19 protein-coding genes and 1 tRNA gene are annotated in these 19009 nt (G+C 56.9%); 2 read left to right on the top strand and 18 right to left on the bottom strand.

What is annotated here, in order from left to right; all coding sequences use genetic code 11:
* On the top strand, nucleotides 1–1119 hold the full coding sequence (locus AABA48_RS04535; RefSeq protein WP_286349877.1) for an HlyD family secretion protein: 1119 nt from the start codon (nucleotides 1–3) through the stop codon (nucleotides 1117–1119).
* Nucleotides 1120–1182: 63 nt separating this feature from the next.
* On the top strand, nucleotides 1183–2685 hold the full coding sequence (locus AABA48_RS04530) for an MDR family MFS transporter (protein ID WP_338271289.1): 1503 nt from the start codon (nucleotides 1183–1185) through the stop codon (nucleotides 2683–2685).
* 6 nt (nucleotides 2686–2691) lie between these two features.
* Here the strand turns inward: AABA48_RS04530 and AABA48_RS04525 are convergent, their stop codons facing one another.
* From AABA48_RS04525 to AABA48_RS04440, 18 genes are all read right to left on the bottom strand, one after another.
* Entirely contained in the window at nucleotides 2692–3318 is a 627-nt protein-coding gene (locus AABA48_RS04525; protein ID WP_286349879.1) for a TPM domain-containing protein, read from the bottom strand.
* 16 nt (nucleotides 3319–3334) lie between these two features.
* Nucleotides 3335–4201 (bottom strand): TPM domain-containing protein, encoded by an 867-nt coding sequence (locus AABA48_RS04520; protein WP_286349880.1) that lies wholly within the window; start codon nucleotides 4199–4201, stop codon nucleotides 3335–3337.
* Between the two features lie 26 nt (nucleotides 4202–4227).
* The gene (locus tag AABA48_RS04515) at nucleotides 4228–4812 is read right to left on the bottom strand and encodes a LemA family protein (RefSeq protein ID WP_338271169.1); all 585 of its coding nucleotides are present in this window, start codon (nucleotides 4810–4812) and stop codon (nucleotides 4228–4230) included.
* Between the two features lie 32 nt (nucleotides 4813–4844).
* Complete coding sequence (locus AABA48_RS04510) at nucleotides 4845–5132, bottom strand: SemiSWEET family sugar transporter (RefSeq protein ID WP_338271168.1); 288 nt, start codon at nucleotides 5130–5132, stop codon at nucleotides 4845–4847.
* The gene (locus AABA48_RS04505; protein ID WP_010942121.1) at nucleotides 5129–5896 is read right to left on the bottom strand and encodes an RNA methyltransferase; all 768 of its coding nucleotides are present in this window, start codon (nucleotides 5894–5896) and stop codon (nucleotides 5129–5131) included. Before AABA48_RS04505 ends, AABA48_RS04510 begins: the two co-directional genes overlap by 4 nt.
* An 18-nt stretch (nucleotides 5897–5914) precedes the next feature.
* Complete coding sequence (locus AABA48_RS04500) at nucleotides 5915–6529, bottom strand: DedA family protein (RefSeq protein WP_286349882.1); 615 nt, start codon at nucleotides 6527–6529, stop codon at nucleotides 5915–5917.
* A gap of 108 nt (nucleotides 6530–6637) precedes the next feature.
* Nucleotides 6638–7375, bottom strand: coding sequence for a hypothetical protein (locus tag AABA48_RS04495; protein ID WP_286349883.1), 738 nt, complete (start codon nucleotides 7373–7375; stop codon nucleotides 6638–6640).
* Between the two features lie 33 nt (nucleotides 7376–7408).
* Nucleotides 7409–8371 (bottom strand): GTPase-activating protein, encoded by a 963-nt coding sequence (locus AABA48_RS04490; RefSeq protein ID WP_286349884.1) that lies wholly within the window; start codon nucleotides 8369–8371, stop codon nucleotides 7409–7411.
* A 74-nt stretch (nucleotides 8372–8445) separates the two neighbouring features.
* On the bottom strand, nucleotides 8446–9621 hold the full coding sequence (locus tag AABA48_RS04485; RefSeq protein ID WP_286349885.1) for an HD-GYP domain-containing protein: 1176 nt from the start codon (nucleotides 9619–9621) through the stop codon (nucleotides 8446–8448).
* 155 nt (nucleotides 9622–9776) lie between these two features.
* Nucleotides 9777–10325 (bottom strand): 2-oxoacid:acceptor oxidoreductase family protein, encoded by a 549-nt coding sequence (locus AABA48_RS04480; RefSeq protein ID WP_010942116.1) that lies wholly within the window; start codon nucleotides 10323–10325, stop codon nucleotides 9777–9779.
* A gap of 25 nt (nucleotides 10326–10350) precedes the next feature.
* Nucleotides 10351–11172 (bottom strand): 2-oxoacid:ferredoxin oxidoreductase subunit beta, encoded by an 822-nt coding sequence (locus AABA48_RS04475; RefSeq protein ID WP_119332446.1) that lies wholly within the window; start codon nucleotides 11170–11172, stop codon nucleotides 10351–10353.
* 2 nt (nucleotides 11173–11174) lie between these two features.
* Nucleotides 11175–12308 carry a 2-oxoacid:acceptor oxidoreductase subunit alpha gene (locus AABA48_RS04470; RefSeq protein WP_010942114.1) on the bottom strand — a complete coding sequence of 378 codons (1134 nt, stop codon included), beginning with the start codon at nucleotides 12306–12308 and terminating at the stop codon, nucleotides 11175–11177.
* A 23-nt stretch (nucleotides 12309–12331) separates the two neighbouring features.
* Nucleotides 12332–12526, bottom strand: coding sequence for a 4Fe-4S binding protein (locus AABA48_RS04465; protein WP_010942113.1), 195 nt, complete (start codon nucleotides 12524–12526; stop codon nucleotides 12332–12334).
* 197 nt (nucleotides 12527–12723) lie between these two features.
* Complete coding sequence (gene mdh, locus AABA48_RS04460) at nucleotides 12724–13677, bottom strand: malate dehydrogenase (RefSeq protein ID WP_286349886.1); 954 nt, start codon at nucleotides 13675–13677, stop codon at nucleotides 12724–12726.
* A gap of 48 nt (nucleotides 13678–13725) precedes the next feature.
* Nucleotides 13726–15948, bottom strand: a complete 2223-nt coding sequence (locus AABA48_RS04455; RefSeq protein WP_286349887.1) for an NADP-dependent isocitrate dehydrogenase — start codon at nucleotides 15946–15948, stop codon at nucleotides 13726–13728.
* Nucleotides 15949–16249: 301 nt separating this feature from the next.
* Entirely contained in the window at nucleotides 16250–16939 is a 690-nt protein-coding gene (locus tag AABA48_RS04450) for a DUF4398 domain-containing protein (RefSeq protein ID WP_324310600.1), read from the bottom strand.
* Nucleotides 16940–16952: 13 nt separating this feature from the next.
* Entirely contained in the window at nucleotides 16953–18737 is a 1785-nt protein-coding gene (aspS, locus tag AABA48_RS04445; RefSeq protein ID WP_286349889.1) for an aspartate--tRNA ligase, read from the bottom strand.
* Nucleotides 18738–18902: 165 nt separating this feature from the next.
* A tRNA-Ala gene (locus AABA48_RS04440) sits at nucleotides 18903–18978 on the bottom strand.
* Between the last annotated feature and the right edge of the window lie 31 nt (nucleotides 18979–19009).

The following is a 19009-nucleotide window of genomic DNA, read 5'->3' as shown; positions in this document are numbered from 1 at the left end:
ATGACAACGGAACAGGAACTACCGGACCGGGGAGAAACCCGGGAAACCCCGTCGGCCAAGCCGGCGCCACAGAGCAAGGGGAGCGGCGGCAAGCGGAGACGGGCGGGCATTGTCCTGCTCATACTGTTCGTGGTTGGGGCGGTGATCGGCCTGCGCTGGCTCGTCCACGGCATGACGTACCTAGCCACGGACAACGCCTTCGTGGAATCCCACATCCATGCGGTGTCCTCCCGGGTGCCGGGTACGGTCGCCGTGGTGTATGTCACTGACAACCAGGCCGTGAAAAAAGGAGATATCCTTGCGGAACTGGATCCCAACGACTACCGGACCCGGGTCAGCGAGGCCACGGCAGCCCTTGCCATGGCCCGCAACGAGACATCGGGCGACTATGCCCAGGTGGAAGCGGCGCGTGCCGCGGTCGACCATGCCCGGGCGCGCCTGGCCCAGGCCGACCTGGACCTGACACGTGGCACGGCTTTGCTGGCAAAAGAGGTCATCCCCCGCGAACAGTTCGACCGGCTCGAAACAGCGAAGCGGGTGGCGGCGGCCCAGGTGCGCGAGGCAGAGGAGCAGATGCGCAAGGCACAGGCCGAAATCGGCCTGTCCGGGAACGGCAGCCGTGAAGCCCGCGTGGCGCTGCGCGATGCCCAGCTCGCCACGGCGTCCCTCAACCTTTCCTACACGAAGATTCTGGCGCCCGCCGACGGTTACGTCACGCGCAAATCGGTGGAGCCGGGCAACACGGTCCAGGCGGGCCAGCCCCTCATGGCCGTGGTCGACCTGGATGACGTCTGGATCACTGCCAACTACAAGGAGAGCCAGCTTACTCACATGAAGCCGGGCCAGAAGGTGACCTTTACGGTTGACGCCTATCCCGGCCGCACCTTCTCGGGCAGGATCGACAGCATCATGGCAGGAACCGGCGCGGCCTTCTCGCTCTTGCCGCCCGAAAACGCCACGGGCAACTACGTGAAGGTCGTCCAGCGGGTTCCGGTCAAGATCGCCGTGGACAGGGCAAGCGATCCCGGCCACCTGCTGCGGGTGGGCATGAGCGTGGTGCCGTCGGTGGATGTGGAGCGCTCTCTGGGCGACATCCTCCACGGGCTCTGGCCGTTCTAGAAGGCAGGAGACGTGGAACCGGACACGAAAACCGTCAACAAGTGGCTCATCACCATCACGGTGATGCTGCCGACAATCATGGAGATCGTCGACACCTCCGTGGCGAACGTGGCGCTTCCCCACATGCAGGGGAGCCTCAACGCCGGCACCGACGAAATCACCTGGGTGCTCACCTCCTACCTGGTGAGCAACGCCGTGGTCCTCCCCATGACCGGCTGGTTTTCGCGACTCTTCGGCAGGAAACGGTTCCTCATCTCCTGCATCACCCTCTTCACCATTGCCTCGTTTCTCTGCGGCGCCGCGCCCAACCTGGCAAGCCTCATCTTCTTCAGGATAGTCCAGGGCGCTGCTGGTGGAGCCCTGATCCCGAGCAGCCAGGCGATCCTCATGGAGACATTCCCGCCCCGGGAACGGGGAATGGCCAACGCCATCTTCGGCATCGGCGCCATGTTCGGCCCCATCATCGGCCCGGCCCTGGGGGGCTGGATCACCGACAACCTGAACTGGCGCTGGATTTTCTACATCAATATCCCCATAGGCATCCTGGCGGTGATCATGGCGGTCTACTTCATCTTCGACCCCCCCTATCTCCGCCGCTCCAAGCTGTCCATCGACTGGTGGGGGCTGGGGTTGCTGACCGTCGGACTCGGGGCGCTGCAGATCGTGCTCGACAAGGGACAGCAGGACGACTGGTTCAACTCATCCTTTATCACCGGCGCATCCATCATCTCGGTACTTGCGCTGATGCTCCTCGTCTATGTGGAGCTCAGGCACGAGCACCCAATCGTCAACCTGCGCCTGTTCAAGGACATTTCATTTTCCGCCGGCAATCTCATCATGTTCATGATCGGGTTCTGCCTCTACAGCTCAATCATGCTGATCCCCCTCTTCCTCCAGACGCTCATGGGCTACGATGCAACCCTGGCCGGGATGGTCCTGGCCCCAGGGGGGGTGGCTACCCTGCTGACCATGCCGTTCGTGGGGGCGGTCATCTCACGCTACGACGGCCGAAAAGTGGTCCTGGGCGGGCTTCTGATCGGTTCGACCGCCATGTTCCTCATGCAAGGGTTCACCCTGGAGGCATCCTACTGGGACTTCGTCTGGCCGCGAGTGGTCCTCGGCGTGGGGCTCGCCATGCTGTTCGTCCCCCTCAACACCGTGACCCTCATGCCGATTCCCAGGGAAGAGATGGGGAATGCCACCGGCATGCTCAACCTGATGCGCAATATCGGCGGCAGTGTGGGCATCGCCGTTGCCGCCACCCTCATTGCCCGGTATCACCAGTTTTACCAGAATGTCCTGGTGGAACAGGTAACGCCGTACAATCCTGTGGCACAACAACGGCTCAGCATGCTCGCGGAAGGGATGCAACAACGGGGAATGGATGGGGTGACCGCAGGGAAAGCTGCTCTCGGAGCACTCTACGGTGTTATTCAGAAACAGGCGGGGATGCTGGCATACAACCGGATATTCTGGATCGTGGGGATCGCCTTTCTCAGCGTGATCCCTTTCCTGCTGCTTCTGCGGCGCCCGCGTCACACGGGCGAATCCGCGGGGACGCACTGACCGCTCTCACGTCATCAGATCATCCGTCAGCTCGTTCGTATCGTCGGCCCGGCGCGGGAAATGCCTGGCCAGTTCGGCCCCGCACCCGGCAACAGCGGCGCAGAGGGCATCACAGCCTTTTCCCTCCCGTATCCCCCGGGCCAATTCACCGGCCAGTCCCTCCCAGAATCCCGGCGGTATCTTCGCGTTGATCCCCCGGTCTCCCAGAATCCAGACCTTGTGTTCGAGGAGTGATATGAAAATGAGGACACCGGTTTCCTGCCGAGTCCGGTAGAGCCCGCGTTCATAGAACGCACGCACGGCCCGCTCACGCACGGCCTCGGCAAGGCGAGCCCTGCCGACAAAGGGAAGTTTCAGGCGCGGGATCCGGCGCATGACTGCCCGCGCAGCCGGAAACAGAATGAAAACAAGGGGTATGTACGTCCAGATGGTCACATGGTGGAGCACCACGGCAACGGCAATCGACACCAATCCGGCCAGGAGGACGGCACCGAGTGTCTCCGCCTCACGGTAGCTGTCACTGTCAGTCACCACCATGGTTACAATTTCGCCAGAGGTAGCCGCTTCTGCAGCAGCCACGGCGTTGCGGATTCGCTCCTTTTCCGCGGACGAAAAAAACAATTCAGCCTTCATTCCTGATTACCCCGCCTCACCAGTCGCCCGAAGCTCCGCCGCCGCCGAAACCACCCCCGCCGCCGGAAAAACCACCCCCCGACGACCAGCCTCCACCATACCCTCCCCCAAAGCCACCGCCGAGGTACGGGCCGCCACCAAAGCCTCCTCCGCCCCTGCCGCCGCCGAACAGCGAGGTGAGCGCGAGGCCGGCCACGAATCCGGCCACCGCAAGGCCGGCAAGCAAAACAAGGCCAAGCCCCGGGACGGTAAGCAGGGTAACCAACGGCAACCCGACAGCACCGGCGAGGCCGCCGAGGATACGGGAAAACGCTCCGAGAAAGACGCAGGCAACCCCGACAAAGATGAGCAGACCCATGATGGGAGGGGCACTTTTCTTCCCCTGCCTGAGATCACGCGGTGCGTTGGCATACTCCCCCTTCACCGCGGCTGCCATGGCCGACACGCCGGCTAGAATTCCGCCGTCGTAATCCCCCTGCCTGAAGTAAGGGGCAATCTCGCCCCGGATAATCCGTCCGGAGACAAGGTCGGTCAGGCGCCCTTCGAGCCCCCGCCCCACCTCGATCCTCACCTTCCGCTCGGCCCGGGCAACCAGAAAAATGGCACCGTTGTCAGCACCTTTCTGTCCGATCCGCCAGGCATCCGCCACCCGGATGGAAAATTCCTCAAGATTGTCGCCTTCCAGGGAGGGTACCGTAAGCACGACGATTTGGGTCGAATCGCTCCGTTCGAGATCGGCCAGGATCTGCTCCACCCGTTGAGTTGCCTGCGGAGACAGGAGTCCGGCGTAATCGTTCACGTACCCGCGTAGTTGCGGCACGTCGCGTGCTGCGGCGAATATCGGGAACAGAATGATGCATATGGCGAGAAGCAGGCGCTTCATGTTCAGACCGGAGATCCGGGACCTCGTCAAAACTTCACTTTAGGCGCGGCCTTGGCACCTTCGTCGGCCTTGAACGGTTCCTTGCGCTCCAGGTGGAGCAGCAGCTTGTTCGTAAGGCTGTTGGGGAAGGTTCTGATGCTGGTATTGAAGTCCTGTACCGCCTTGTTGTAGCGGGTCCGGGCTACATTGATCCGATTTTCGGTCCCTTCCAGCTGGTTCTGGAGATCAAGGAAGTTCTGGTTGGCCTTCAGATCCGGATATCGTTCCACCACGACCATGAGCCGCGATAACGCGCTGGAGAGCTCCCCCTGGGCCTGCTGGAACCTGGCCAGGGTTTCCGGATTGTTCACGGTATCACGGGTCACCTGCATGGACCCGACCTTGGCCCGGGCTTCGGTCACCGCCGTCAGGGTTTCAGCTTCATGCTTCGCGTACCCCTTGACCACCTCCACCAGATTGGGAATGAGATCGGCCCGCCGCTGGTACGCCGCCTCAACGTCGCCCCACGCGGCAAATACCGCCTCTTCGTTGGCCTGCATCACGTTGTAGCCGCAGCCCGAAAGCAGCGACAATCCCAGCAGCGCTGTCACCATCATCACCAGTCGTTTCATGGGTCCTCCACCATCCTGGAATAATGCCACTCTCAAGGATAATCATCAGCCGGCCGGTTGTCATCCCCCCCATAGCTCATTTTCATGACGATCACGGCACCGTTGCAGATGATCGAAACGATATTGGCGGCAATGAGCGGGAGATCGCGCAGGAGCAGGCCATATCCGAGCCAGAGGAACAGGCCGGTAACAAGAAGCACCGGTTGCCAGATCGAAATGTCGCGCACCCGTTTGGTCCTGAAAGCTCTGATCACCTGGGGTATGGCGGCTACGCTCGTGAGGATTCCCGCCGTAAGTCCAAGCAGCGTCGTGACAGTCATGCCCCCTTCTTTCCCTTGAACTGGTCGGCCGCCCAGTCGATCTGGGTCATCATCCCGCGCAGAATGGCCACCTCGCGGCTATCCAGCTCGGAGCGCGCAAAGATGCGCCGCAGCGAACGCATCAGGTGGGCGGGATTCTGGGGATTGAGATACCCGATACGCATCAGGGTACGCTCCATATGTTCGAAGAGGGGTTCCGTTTCGGCTGATCCCGCAAGGGGACGATCTTCCCCGCCCACTGTCCGGCTGCCCAAGGAGGTGAACAGCTCGTAACAGAACACCATCACTGCCTGGGCCAGATTCAAAGAACCGTACTCCTCCGACGAGGGAATCGTGGCATGCCAGCGGCACAGGGAAAGCTCATCGGTGGTCAGACCGTTATCTTCCCTGCCGAAGACCAGGGCGGCACGGTTGCCTGCAAGATTGGCGGCAAACTTCGACACGATCTCCTTCGGTGAAAAGATCTCCTGACGGTATTTGCCGTGGCGACGGGTCGTGGCCACGGACAGTTCCGTATCAGACAGGGCATCTTCAAGGGACTCGAATACTCTGGCCCTCTCAAGAAGATCCCGGGCGGAAACTGCAAACTTGAGTGCTTCCGGGTGATCGAGACGACACCCCTTTACGATTCGCAGTTCACCGAGCCCCATGTTCTTCATGGCGCGACACACCATCCCCACATTGCCGGGGCTCTGCGGCTCCACCAGTACTATGGCGACCCGCTCTTTCAGGGAAACGCCCCCGGTCACTTCATGATCCGACATCGTTCTTCATTCCTCCCATCAATCGAACTCCCGTTGCCTCATTCGTTTGAGCCGTTCACGGGCGGGTCTCCTTCTCATGCGGGCATGGATCAGATGAAACAGCCACATGCAGAAGACAAGCCCTGCCAGAATTGCCAGCAGATGCGACTCGTACCGGCTCACGTCCTCCACGAAGAGTGACGCGCTCTTACCGAAAAAATAACCCGCCAGGGAAAATAGCACTGCCCAGAGAGAGGCACTGCAGAGGTTCAGCCAGAGGAACCGCCGGGCGGGGAACGTGGTCATGCCGAGAATGATCGGCAGGATGATTCTGAAACCGTAGGTGTAACGCGAAACAAAGGCAACAAAGGTACCGTAGCGCTCGATAAGTCGGAGGGCCTTGCGGAACTTGCGGGCGATAAGAGTAAACGCCTTCAGCAGCCAGGGCCCTTTCCAGCGCCCCAGGTAAAAGTAGAACTGATCCCCGGCAAACGCGCCCCCAAGGGCGGTCAGGATGACGCCTCCGATATCCAGATACCCCTGGAACGCAAGGAACCCCGCAAGTATGAGCCCTGCCTCGCCCTCAAGGAAGGTCCAGACAAAGAGCACTCCGTAACCGTAGGTTGTCAAGTATTGGCCAAGGAATTCCTGCACGCAGCCTCCGAGAGGAGTGTACCACGCATTTCCGGCGTCGTGACGTGGCCCGCAAAAGAGAAAAGGGCTTTGCCAGCCCTTTTCTCCGCGTAATGTGAGAAGCAGCGATCAGCGCAGCAGCCTGAGAAGGTACAGAAACGTACCGCCGGCTGTCAGTCCCGAAGCAAGCCCCGCCGCATCATGAACCATCAGGGAAAACTGGCGGCGGCCCATGAACTGTTCCGGCAATGTGACACCCAGGTTCTGCATGATGATCTGCCAGTCATAGTCCCAGTTGTAGACCTGAAGGTACAATTCAGACCCTTTCCACAGAAAGATAGCAACAAAGACGACGCCAAAGGCGATAAAGCCGTTGGCTATCACCGAATCTCGAATCTGCAGATAAATCTTGCGAATTATATCAATATTTACCAGCGACAGGAAAACCCAGGTGCTGTTTTCAATCATGCCGATGTTGCGCAGAACCGGATACTGGGGCTCAGGGTTGACAAAGATAAAGATCACCGACCCCACGAGAACACCGAGAATGGAGAGGTAGACGACATGCTTGCTCCCTCCCAGCTCTAGGGTTCGGCTGAAGATATAATACTCCTGGAACCCGTGGGTCATGACCATGATGGCAACGGTGCCAATGATGTAATGGATCGCCTCCAGTTGGGTATACGCGGTCCAGGGAGCGTCCAGCGCCTTCTCGACCACATAGAGCTGGCTCAGGAAAATGAGAAAAAAGCCCATGGAGATACTGGTCCAGACCCGGGCATTGTCCATGCTGAAGTAAAAACTAACGCATCCGGCCAGAAACCAGAAGATAATCTGAACCAGGTCAACGGTTGATATGTCTGCCATCGTTCCCTCTCGAGCACTCCAACGATTGCATTGTCACAGAAGTGATTTCGTCCGTTCCGCGATTTCGTTTTTCATGGTCTCCAGCATTTCCTTGGCTTTGGATATGCTGGTCAGGAGCTTTGCCCCTTTCTCCACACCGGCAAGGAATGCGCCGACCTGAGAACCGTCCGTGAGGGAGCGGCGCCCGCCGCGGTCATTCAGTTCCTTCTCAACGAGCGAAGCGCCCATTTTACCGACATAGGCCATGGCTACTTCCTTGAGATCGTCTTCAAGTTCCTTCAATGCGTCATCTGCATGCTGTCGACCAACGACCTCCGCATCTTTCCGGATCTTTTCCCGTTCTGAGGAAAAGCGAGCCGTGGTCGACTCCCAGAGCTTGGCAATGTTGACCATTTCCAACAGGTCGTAATGCATGAGTTCTTCAGCGCTCTTGGTCGACAACACGTCAATTTTGGCTCCGGGCAGGCCGGCGATTTTCTGGGACTCGGAAGCGGATGTCTCTATATCGTGGGAACCATCATGAAAAAAACCAAGGGGTGCCCCATCCTTGTAAAAGATAAGGGCTGTCCGGTCCTCGGTATATATCCTTAAACAACCGTTGAGACGCTGGGCTTTCATCTTTTCGAGCAAGCCCTTGATGTCGATCAGCTTGAGCTCCTGCCCCTGGTACAGCACATCACCATGGAGCATCGCATGGAGACACATGGTGAGATCCCTGGAGAGCTTGTACACGCTCAAGGCACCGCCACCGCCAAAAATCTGAGTACATACGCCGGCAATGGCTTCGAAGCCGGTCTGCCTCTTTCCGTCCTGCTCAAGCATGGCGCTGATCAGCTTTCCGGCCTCAAAAAAGAAAATTGCAATGGATGAAGGAAACGAAAAGCAGAGATAGCCGGTGAAAGAACTGCTTTTCAGCTTCTCAAACATGTCGGGGATCTTGACCTTGGACGCCGCAATGTTCTCATACAACGGATTCCCTTTGGGAAGAAGAAACATTCCGATCTCCTTTAGCATACTAAAGTTTCAAGGTAAAAACGCATGTGCGGCGCTACCTGAACAGCAGCGTCACCCTATGCCTGCTGGTTGCGCGAACCCTCGTAGATTCGCTCAAAGAGAGGCTCTATGCGAAAGAACGTCTCAAGAACCCGAGGATCGAAATGACTGCGCGGCGTGATCCGCTCATCGCCGTTCAAGAAGACATTGCGCGCTTCTGCGTGGCTCAGGGCGTTTTTATAACTGCGCCTGGAACGGAGAGCATCATAGACATCAGCAAGCTTCACGATTCTACCGGCCAGCGGAATGGCTTCACCCTGCAAGCCTCGGGGATACCCGCTTCCATCCCAGTTCTCGTGATGAGTCAGAGCAATCTCCCGTGCCACGCTCAGACGGGGAGAATCACCCAGAATCTGCTCTCCGAATTCCGGATGTAGGCGCATGATGCGTTCTTCAGCCTCATCAAGGGGGCCGGGCTTCAAGAGGATGGCCGCCGGAACCCGAATCTTTCCCACGTCGTGCATCTGAGCCGAATAGGATATCACCTCGACAAAGTCGGGAGAGAGATCCATATGCGCGGCAAGGGCTCCGGCATAGCGATTCACCCGTACGATATGGTCACCCGTGCTCTCCTCTGCCGCCTCGCATGCCCGAGCCAATGCCTCGATGGTGTAAATGAATGCATGCTCGGTTTCGCGAACCATCGCCGACAGCGTGACGAGGGAGCCAATGACAACCGACAGTCCGCGAAGCACATCGCCGTCGTACTCTGTGGCTTCCCCGGCGTAATTAAATGCAAGGAGCGCACCATTACTCTCGCCGCTGATCTGGCATGCGACAAAGTTCCTGATCGGCTTTGCTATATGTTTGACAATGTCGGGATGAAAGATTAGCTGATAGCGGTCAATCGATTCGAAGCTCTCACGCCAGTTCGACACGAGAACCTCGCTACCGAGGCGGCCCAGTGAATAAACCGAGTCGGCATCTACGAGAATTTCATCTGAACTTCTTACCAACTCGCTGGCTTGGATTTGAAAAATCCACCCTCTGCTCGTACCGCCCAAGCCGTCAAGGAGGAGAAAAATACTTTCCGGACCCCGCTTGCCGCCACCACCGAGAACCCGCCGAATCGCCTCGGAGTAGAGCTCCTCACCGGAAAACCTGCCAGAACATATGTTCTTGAGCGTGGCATCAGTGAGCCTCAAGAGTTCCTGTGTCTGCTGCAACGACAATCTGCAGAGCTCCAGCGTCATGGCAGGACTCCTGGCAAGAAAGGTCAACGCACCGTCATTTAGCGTACGTTATACCCCATAATGCCTTGGCCCGCAAGGGATTAACAGGGTTTGACCGAAAACGACAAAGGCTCGACGCATACGCCGAGCCTTTGTCGTTCCCACATGAACGAATACTATTTTTTTGCAGCCAATGCCTTCTCGAAACCCATCTGGAACGCTTTTCTGTTCAGCTCCACAAAGGCCTCGGGAACTCGGGAAAGAACAGCCTTTTCGGCCGCTTCCTTGGACACGACGCCGGTCAGGGCAACCATGGCACCAAGAGCAACGATGTTGGCAACGATTTCACGACCAACATCGTTCTTTGCGGTATTAATGATATTGAACGCGGTCGTTTGATAGTTGCCCGGCGGCAGTTTAGTAACGAGGTCAGAATCAACCAGCAGGACTCCACCCTCTTTCAGGTCTGCTGAGTACTTGTCGCATGCCTCCTGGGTAAGAGCCAGCAGAGCATCGCACTGCGTAGCCTTCGGATAGTCAACCGGACCATCCGAGATGATGACTTCCGACTTGGAAGCGCCTCCCCGTGCCTCAGGGCCATAGCTCTGGGACTGGACAGCCTGCTTGCCGTCGTAGATGGAGGCCGCCTCGGCCATAATCACCCCGGCAAGAATGAGCCCTTGGCCGCCGGCACCGGAAAACCTGATTTCATATCTTCCAGACATGTATCTATCTCCTTTTATGCTCGGTTTACTTGGCACCGCCCTGGGCGCGCTCGATGACTTTCCGATACTCTTCGCAGTACTCGGGTTTGTCTTCCTTGTACAGAACGCCCGTGAGAACCTTGCCCTGAAGCTGCTCGGGCGTCATCTTCTCAGCGGCCTTGACCGGTACGGCAACTTCCTTGAGATGATTCATCATCTCTACAACCGACCGGAACTTGTTCCGACGGCCGAAGCAGGTGGGGCAGTCGTCAAGAATTTCAACAACCGACATTCCCTTGTGCTGTACGGCTTCAACAATCAGCTTGTCAATCTGGTTGGCGTGGAATGCCGTGCCGCGGGCCACGAAGGTTGCACCGGCACCAATGGCAAGCTTGGCGATGTCAAAAGACGGGTCGGGGTTGCCATAGGGGGTGGTGGAAGCTTTCGCCATGTGCGGGGTAGCCGGCGAGAACTGCCCGCCGGTCATGCCGTAGATTTTGTTGTTCATCAAAATGTACGTCATGTCAATGTTGCGACGGCAGGCATGGATGAAGTGGTTGCCGCCGATAGCAACGCCGTCTCCATCACCGCCGACGCAGAAGACAGTCATTTCCGGCTTAGACAGCTTTACGCCGGTGGCGAACGCAGCAGCGCGACCGTGTGCGGTGTGGAGAGTGCAGCAATCCATGTATCCGGGAAGACGGGAGGCGCAACCGATACCGGAGACGATCGCCGTATTGTTCTTCTCGAGACCGAGTGTATCCATCGCCCTGATGAGACCCTTCATGACGATGCCGTGACCACAGCCGGGGCACCAGATATGAGGCAGTTTCCCCGGACGGATGTATTTCTCATAATTGAAAGCCATTATTACTTGACCTCCTTAATCTTGCTGAGGATTTCGCCGGGATTTACCGGTTCGCCATCCACGTGATAGATACCGAGGACAGGAGCGTTGCCTTCGATGCACCCCTTGACGACGCCATTGCACATACCAAGGCTCATCTCGGGGGTAATGAAGGCCTTTACCTTTTTGGAAAGTTCGAGCATCCGCTCCTCGGGGAACGGCCAGAAGGTCTTGAGACGGAAAAGACCCGCCTTGATGCCTTCCTTACGGGCCTCGTTCACGGCAAAACGTGCGGACCGGGAGGTCGAGCCGAAGGCGACGACGATCACGTCGGCGTCCTCACACATGAACTCTTCCCATTCCATGATTTCGTTCTTGTTTGCTTCAACCTTGCGTACCTGGCGCTCTTCCTCGGCCTGAACGATTGCAGCCTTGGTGGTGGGGAAACCATCCGCCATCTTGTTGAGACCAGTCACGTGGAAGCGGTAGTCGGACCCGAATGCAGCAAGGGGAGGCACATCGCCGAACTGGGTATCATAGGGCTTGTACTGCTCGGGCGGCACGGTCGGAGCAGCACGATCGATCACCTCCAGTTCGCCCGGTTCGGGGAACTCAATACGCTCGCGCATGTGACCAACTATCTCGTCGGGCATGACGAAAACGGGTACGCGGTATTTCTCGGCAAGGTTGAACGCCTTGACGGTCATTTCAAAGCATTCCTGAACCGACGCGGGCATGAGCGCGATGGTGGCATGGTCTCCGTGAGTTCCCCACTTGGCACACATGATGTCCGACTGGGAAGGACCGGTAGGCATACCGGTGGAAGGACCGCCACGCATTACGTCAACAATAACGCAGGGCACTTCGGTGATGCATGCATAACCGATGTTTTCCTGCTTGAGGGAAAGTCCGGGGCCCGAAGTTGCGGTGAGGACCTTGACACCGGTCAAGGAGGCACCGATGATGGCGGCCATGGCTCCGATTTCGTCTTCCATCTGAATGAACTTGCCACCCACCTTGGGAAGTTCTGCCGACATCACCTCGGCGACCTCGGTCGACGGAGTGATCGGGTAACCACCGAAGAATTTGCACCCAGCGTATATGGCGCCATGCGCGGCCGCTTCGTTACCCTGTAAAAATGCTACTTTTTTTGCCACGTCACTTACCTCCTCGAGAATAGTTAAGGGGTCACCTTAATGGCGAAATCGGGACACCGCAGTTCGCACTGCATGCACTTGATGCAAGCTTCAAGGTTCTTTACCGCCACGACGAACCCTTTCATCTCCAGTACCTTTGTGGGGCAGAACTCAACACAGATGTGACACCCCTTGCAGTACTTCTCAATGATCTCAATCGTTGGAAGCTGTTTTTCCATCTAGATACGCTCCTTTACTGAAGTGGGGCCGTTACCGGCACAAAATTGCATACGTATATAGCATATACCGTATACAACTTCAACTCTCATATGTTTTCATTATAGGGAATCGACCTGACTGCGCCAACTCCCCCCATAAGGCAAAAGAAGGGCACAGGGCCCTTCTTTTGCCTTGCTGCGTCATGGGTGACAACACCTTACTTGAGGCTGTCGACGAGGTTCTTGACCGCTGCTACCGACTTGTCCATCATCGCCTGCTCTTCGGCATCGAGAGAGAACTCGATGATCTTTTCGATACCCTTCTCACCAAGCACGCAGGGTACGCCGACATAGTAGCCGTTGACGCCGAACTCGCCCTGGAGGTAGGCGCAGGTCGGAAGAACCCGCTTCTGGTCCTTGAGGATCGACTCTGCCATGGCGATTGCGCTGGATGCGGGGCTGTAGAAGGCGGAACCGGTCTTGAGGAGGGCAACGACTTCGCCGCCCGCGAGACGGGTACGGTTAACCATGGCGTCCATAACCTCCTTAGCCTTCTCCTTGCTGCCATACTTGCGCTCAAGGAGCTCCATGACCGGGATGCCGTTCACGCTGGCGTAGCGAACCAGCGGTACCATGTCGTCGCCGTGGCCGCCGAGAGTCATGGCGGTTACGTCCTTTACGGACACGCCCAGTTCCCAGGCGATGAAGGTGGCGAAACGGGCAGAGTCGAGAACTCCGGCCTGACCGATAACGCGGTTGTAGGGGAAACCGGTAACCTTCTGGCAGAGGGTAACCATCGCGTCCAGAGGGTTGGATATTACGATCACGAAGGAATTGGGTGCGTACTGCTTGATCCCCTCGGCAACCGACGTCATGATCTTGGAGTTGACCTCGATGAGGTCGTCACGGCTCATACCGGGCTTGCGGGGAAGGCCCGCAGTCACGATGACAACATCGGCGCCGGCAATGTCCTCGTAGCTGTTGGTACCCTTCAGGCAGACATCAAAGCCGTCAACAGGAGAAGCTTCGGCGATATCCAGGCATTTCCCCTGGGGAAGGCCTTCTACGATATCGAACAGGACGACGTCGCCAAGTTCACGGAGAGCGCAGAGTTGAGCAAGCACACCACCGATCTGGCCACCACCAATGAGAGCAATCTTTTTACGTGCCATACTGATCTTCCTCCTTTAACTGATTTGAGTGTACTTCCTACGTCACTTTTAAATAGCGTCAACAATGGCGTTGAGAGTGGCGCTCGGGCGCATAGCCTTGGCCACCTTCGCCGCATCAGGGTGATAGTAACCGCCCATATCTACCGGCTTACCCTGAGCACCGATCAGTTCTTCGTTGATTTTAGCCTCGCTCTCCTGGAGTTGCTTCGCAATGGGAGCGAATTTAGCCTGGAGCTCCGCATCCTTGGACTGAGCGGCCAAAGCCTCAGCCCAGTACATGGCAAGATAGAAGTGGCTGCCACGGTTGTCGATCTGGCCGACTTTGCGGGCAGGCGACTTGTTGTTGTCAAGGAACTTGGCGATTGCCTGGTCGAGAGTTTCAGCCAGCACGAGAGCCTTGTCGTTCTTGAAACTGGTGCCGAGATGCTCGAGGGACGCGGCGAGGGCCGAGAATTCACCAAGAGAATCCCACCGCAGGTACCCCTCCTTGACGAACTGCTGAACGTGTTTCGGAGCCGACCCGCCGGCGCCGGTTTCGAACAGACCGCCGCCTGCCAGCAGAGGGACAATGGAAAGCATTTTGGCGCTGGTGCCGAGCTCAAGAATGGGGAAGAGGTCGGTCAGGTAGTCCCGAAGAACGTTACCGGTTACGGAAATGGTATCCAGGCCCTTGCGGATGCGCTCCAGCGAGTAACGCATGGCTTCGACCGGCGGGAGCACTTTGATCTCAAGCCCCGTGGTATCGTGATTCTTGAGATAACTTTCCACCTTTGCGATAACCTGCGCATCATGAGCCCTGCTCTTGTCCAGCCAGAAAATGGCATGCGCGCCGGTAGCCCGAGCACGATTCACAGCCAGCTTGACCCAATCCTGGATCGGAATGTCTTTCACGCGGGACATCCGCCAGATATCGCCCGCCTCCACCTGGTGCTCCATCAGCACCGTACCGTCGGCAGTAACGACGCGTACCGTACCGTCGGCGGGGATTTCAAAGGTAGTGGGGTGAGAGCCGTACTCTTCAGCCTTCTGAGCCATTAGACCAACGTTGGGCACCGAGCCCATGGTTGCCGGGTTGAAGGCACCATGCTTCTGGCAATCTTCGATGATTTCCCGGTACATGGTGGCGTAGCAACGGTCCGGAATCATGGCCTTGGTATCATGCAGCTGACCGTCGGGGCCCCACATCTTGCCACCGTCACGCACAACCACCGGCATGGACGCATCGACAATGATGTCGTTGGGTACATGCAGGTTGGTGATACCTTTGTCGGAATCAACCATCGCCAGCTTCGGGCGCTTACCGTACACAGCGGCGATATCGGCTTCGATCTCGGCCCGCTTGGCCTCCGGCAGGGACTCGATTTTCTTGTAGAGATCACCCAGGCCCATATTGGGATTGACGCCCAGCTGCTTGAAGGTGTCGGCGTGCTTATCAAACACGTCCTTGTAGAACACAGAGACAGCGTAGCCGAACATGATGGGATCGGACACCTTCATCATGGTGGCCTTCAGGTGCAGGGACAGAAGCAGGTCCTTACTCTTGGCATCTTCAATCTGCTCTGCATAAAACTGGCACAGAGCCTTCTTGCTCATGAAGGTACCATCAAGAATTTCGCCCTTGGAGGCGGTCAGCTTTTCCTTGAACGCAGTCACCTTCCCATTTTTATCAACAAACTCGATCTTGAAATCTCCGCCGTTTTCCATGGTCACAGATTTTTCATTACCATAGAAATCGCCACCGGTCATGTGAGCCACATGGGCCTTGGAATCGGAACCCCAAGCGGACAGCTTGTGGGGATTTTTCTTGGAGAAATTCTTGACCGAAAGCGGGGCGCGCCGGTCGGAGTTACCTTCACGCAGAACAGGGTTCACGGCGCTGCCCAACACCTTGGCGTAGCGCTCCTTGATCTCCTTTTCCGCATCGTTCTTGGGATCTTCCGGATAATCAGGAACATTGTACCCTTGATCCTGCAACTCCTTGATGGCCTCTTTAAGCTGGGGAACGGAGGCACTGATATTGGGGAGCTTAATAATATTCGCTTCGGGGCTCTGGGTAAGCTCACCCAACTGAGTCAGGAAATCAGGAATTTTTTGCGCGTCTGTCAGGTTTTCCGGGAAGTTGGCAATAATTCTGCCGGCAAGAGAGATATCCCTGGTTTCAACCTCTACACCCGTTCCCTTAGCAAATGCCTGAACAATCGGGAGCAATGAGTACGTTGCCAGTGCGGGCGCTTCATCAATTTCCGTCCAGATAATCTTGTGCGTTGCCATGTTCTCTCCTTGGTTTTTTTACTAACATCGCCTGAGGCCTAATGACAAACCAATCCACAGATTTTCACCATGGCCATTTCCGCCGCCACAGTCTTACTTTTTACAGCAACGACCTTCAACCCTGTCAACTCAACCGACTTACATGAAATAAGCCTAACATACTCTAAAATCAGTTTGTATACAGTATACAAAAGGTTAGTTGCTGTCAAGAAAAAATCCTTTTCCGTATACAACAAAAATGCCAACGTTTTAGACGCAAAAAAGCCGGGAAAATCCCGGCTTTCTGTCTCTTCTCGCGTGATCAGGGCGCTGGTCGCTCCTGCGCGTAACGTCTCGCCTCCGCAAGATCGTCACGCGAAATATTTCGAGGAATTCTGAGTACCTGGCCAGGCCATATTCTACCTGGGTCACGTATCTGATCACGGTTGGCACGGTACAAGAGAGGCCAGAGCGCTGCATCGCCGTAAACGTCTGGCTGTGCGGCGATTTGCGGAAGGCTTTCGCCACGCTTTACCGTATGATAGAGCGGAAACGACCTGACCTCTTTTTCCTTCTCCTTGTCACGGACAGGCTGAGGAGCTCTTTCGGTTCGCTTTTTCTCTTCCTTTTCCTTTTCGGCAAGTTCGCGTTTCAGTTCTTCGAGTGCCTTCTGGCGCTCACGGGCAAGCCGCTCGTTCTCGCTCTGCACCTGCATCTCCCGTTCATGTTCACGCTCACGGGCGATACTCCGCTCCACGACCTCACTTTTGCGAATGGCCAGCAGATAATAACTGTCGGCCAGCTCATACTTACCACTCTGCATGAGCGCGTCCCCCTCGGCAATGGCCTGCTGAAGACTAGCCAACTCCGGAGTTGCATATTTCTCCGCCCCCATCGTCCTTACAGCCGAAAACCTGGTGAGAGCGTCAATCCGGTGGACCGGCAGGTGAGAAGCACACCCCGCAAGAACTGCAATGGTCACAAGTGCGGCAATACCGGCACGGACCTTCATAGGGAATCCCCGATCACTGCTTGACCGTCACCTTGATGGCCAACTCCCTGAGCTGCTTAGAATCAACCGGCGACGGGGCGTCGGACATGAGACAAGCCCCCTTCTGTGTTTTGGGGAACGCAATAACGTCCCGGATGGAGTCACTGCCGGTAAGAAGCATGATGAGTCGATCCATCCCGAAGGCAATGCCTCCGTGCGGAGGTGTGCCGAATTCAAGGGCATCCAGAAGGAATCCGAATTTGGCGCGGGCCTCTTCCTCGGACAGGCCGAGCATCCTGAACATCAGAGACTGGATGTGCTGCTGATGAATCCTGATACTGCCGCCACCGATCTCGTTACCATTGAGAACCAGGTCGTAGGCCTTGGCACGGCAGGCCCCGGGGTCTGACTCGACCTTGTCGAGATCTTCGTCCATGGGTGCGGTGAAGGGGTGATGGACGGCGGCCCAGCGCTTCTCCTCCTCGTCCCACTCCAGCAACGGGAAGTCAGTGATCCAGACAAACTTGAAGGTCCCCTTATCGACGAGTCCGAGAATCTGGGCCAGTTGATTGCGGAGCTTGCCCAGCGAGTCATTGACGACCTTCGGCTTGTCGGCCACAAAAAGGAGCAGATCCCCCTCCTCGGCACCGAAAGCTGCGTTCATGTCGGCAATTTCCTGGGCGGTAAAGAACTTGGCTATGGGAGAGTGCCATTCTCCCCCTTCAATTTTGACATACGCGAGCCCTTTGGCTCCATAAATCTTGACGAAATCGGTAAGGTCGTCGATCTCCTTGCGGGAGAAGCGTGCGCAACCCTTGGCGTTGAGACCCTTGATGATGCCCCCGCCGGCGGCCACATCGGCGAAAACCTTGAAGCCGGATCCCTTGACGATGTCTGTCAGTTCCACCAATTCGAGACCAAAACGAACATCGGGGTTATCAACTCCGTAGCGGCGGATCGCCTCGGCATAGGTCATGCGCGGGATCGGAAGCTGAACGTCAACCCCCTTTGCCTCCTTGAAAATTCGCGCAATCAAGCCTTCCATGACGGCGACAACGTCATCGCGATCAACAAAGGAAAGCTCACAGTCGATCTGCGTAAACTCAGGCTGACGATCGGCCCGCAGGTCTTCGTCCCGGAAGCAGCGCACGACCTGAAAGTAGCGATCAAAACCGGAAATCATGAGAATCTGCTTGAAGATCTGGGGCGATTGGGGGAGAGCGTAAAAGTTGCCTTGATTGATCCGGGACGGCACAAGGAAATCCCTGGCACCTTCGGGGGTCGACTTGGTGAGGAATGGTGTTTCAATCTCCAGAAAACCGTTTTCGGTCAGATACTGACGGGTAACCTGGCTGACCCGGGAACGAAGGATCAGGTTTTGCTGAAGTGGAGTACGGCGCAGATCGAGATAGCGATGCTTGAGGCGCAGGTTTTCGGCCACATCGACATAATCATCCAGCGTAAAGGGAAGGGCCTTGGAACGGTTCAACAACTTGCATTCCGTGACGAGAATTTCCACCTCTCCCGTCTTCATATTCGGATTGACGGTTCCCTCGGGGCGCGGAATAACCTCGCCCTTGATGGCCACGACGTATTCGTTGCGGACGGACTCGGCCTCCCGATGGGCCTCCGGTGCCCGGGCGGGATCGAAAACAATCTGGGCAAGCCCTTCCCGATCGCGAAGATCGATAAAAATGAGTCCGCCGTGGTCACGACGACGCATCACCCAGCCCATGAGCGTCACCTGCTTGCCCACATCAGCCTTGGTCAAGGTTCCGCAGAGGTGAGATCGTTTCCAGTCGCCAAGCATATCGGTCATCGGTAAAAACCTCCTGTCTCGTCACTTAAAAAACCGGTCAAGTATACTGAAAGCGCAAATCTACTTCAAGGAATAATAGACTACGGACGCACGAGGGAAAGACCTTGGCGGATGCACCATAAAACGCAAAAAGGGGTTGGCCTTTCGGCCAACCCCTTCTGTTTTTGGTGGAGCTGATCAGGATCGAACTGACGACCTCTTGAATGCCATTCAAGCGCTCTCCCAGCTGAGCTACAGCCCCGTTCAAAAGAGACCTGACTTATACCAAACAG

The organism is Geobacter sp. 60473 (assembly GCF_036323535.1).
Taxonomy (GTDB): Bacteria; Desulfobacterota; Desulfuromonadia; order Geobacterales; family Geobacteraceae; genus Geobacter; species Geobacter sulfurreducens.
This window is presented reverse-complemented; position numbering and strand designations above follow the sequence as displayed.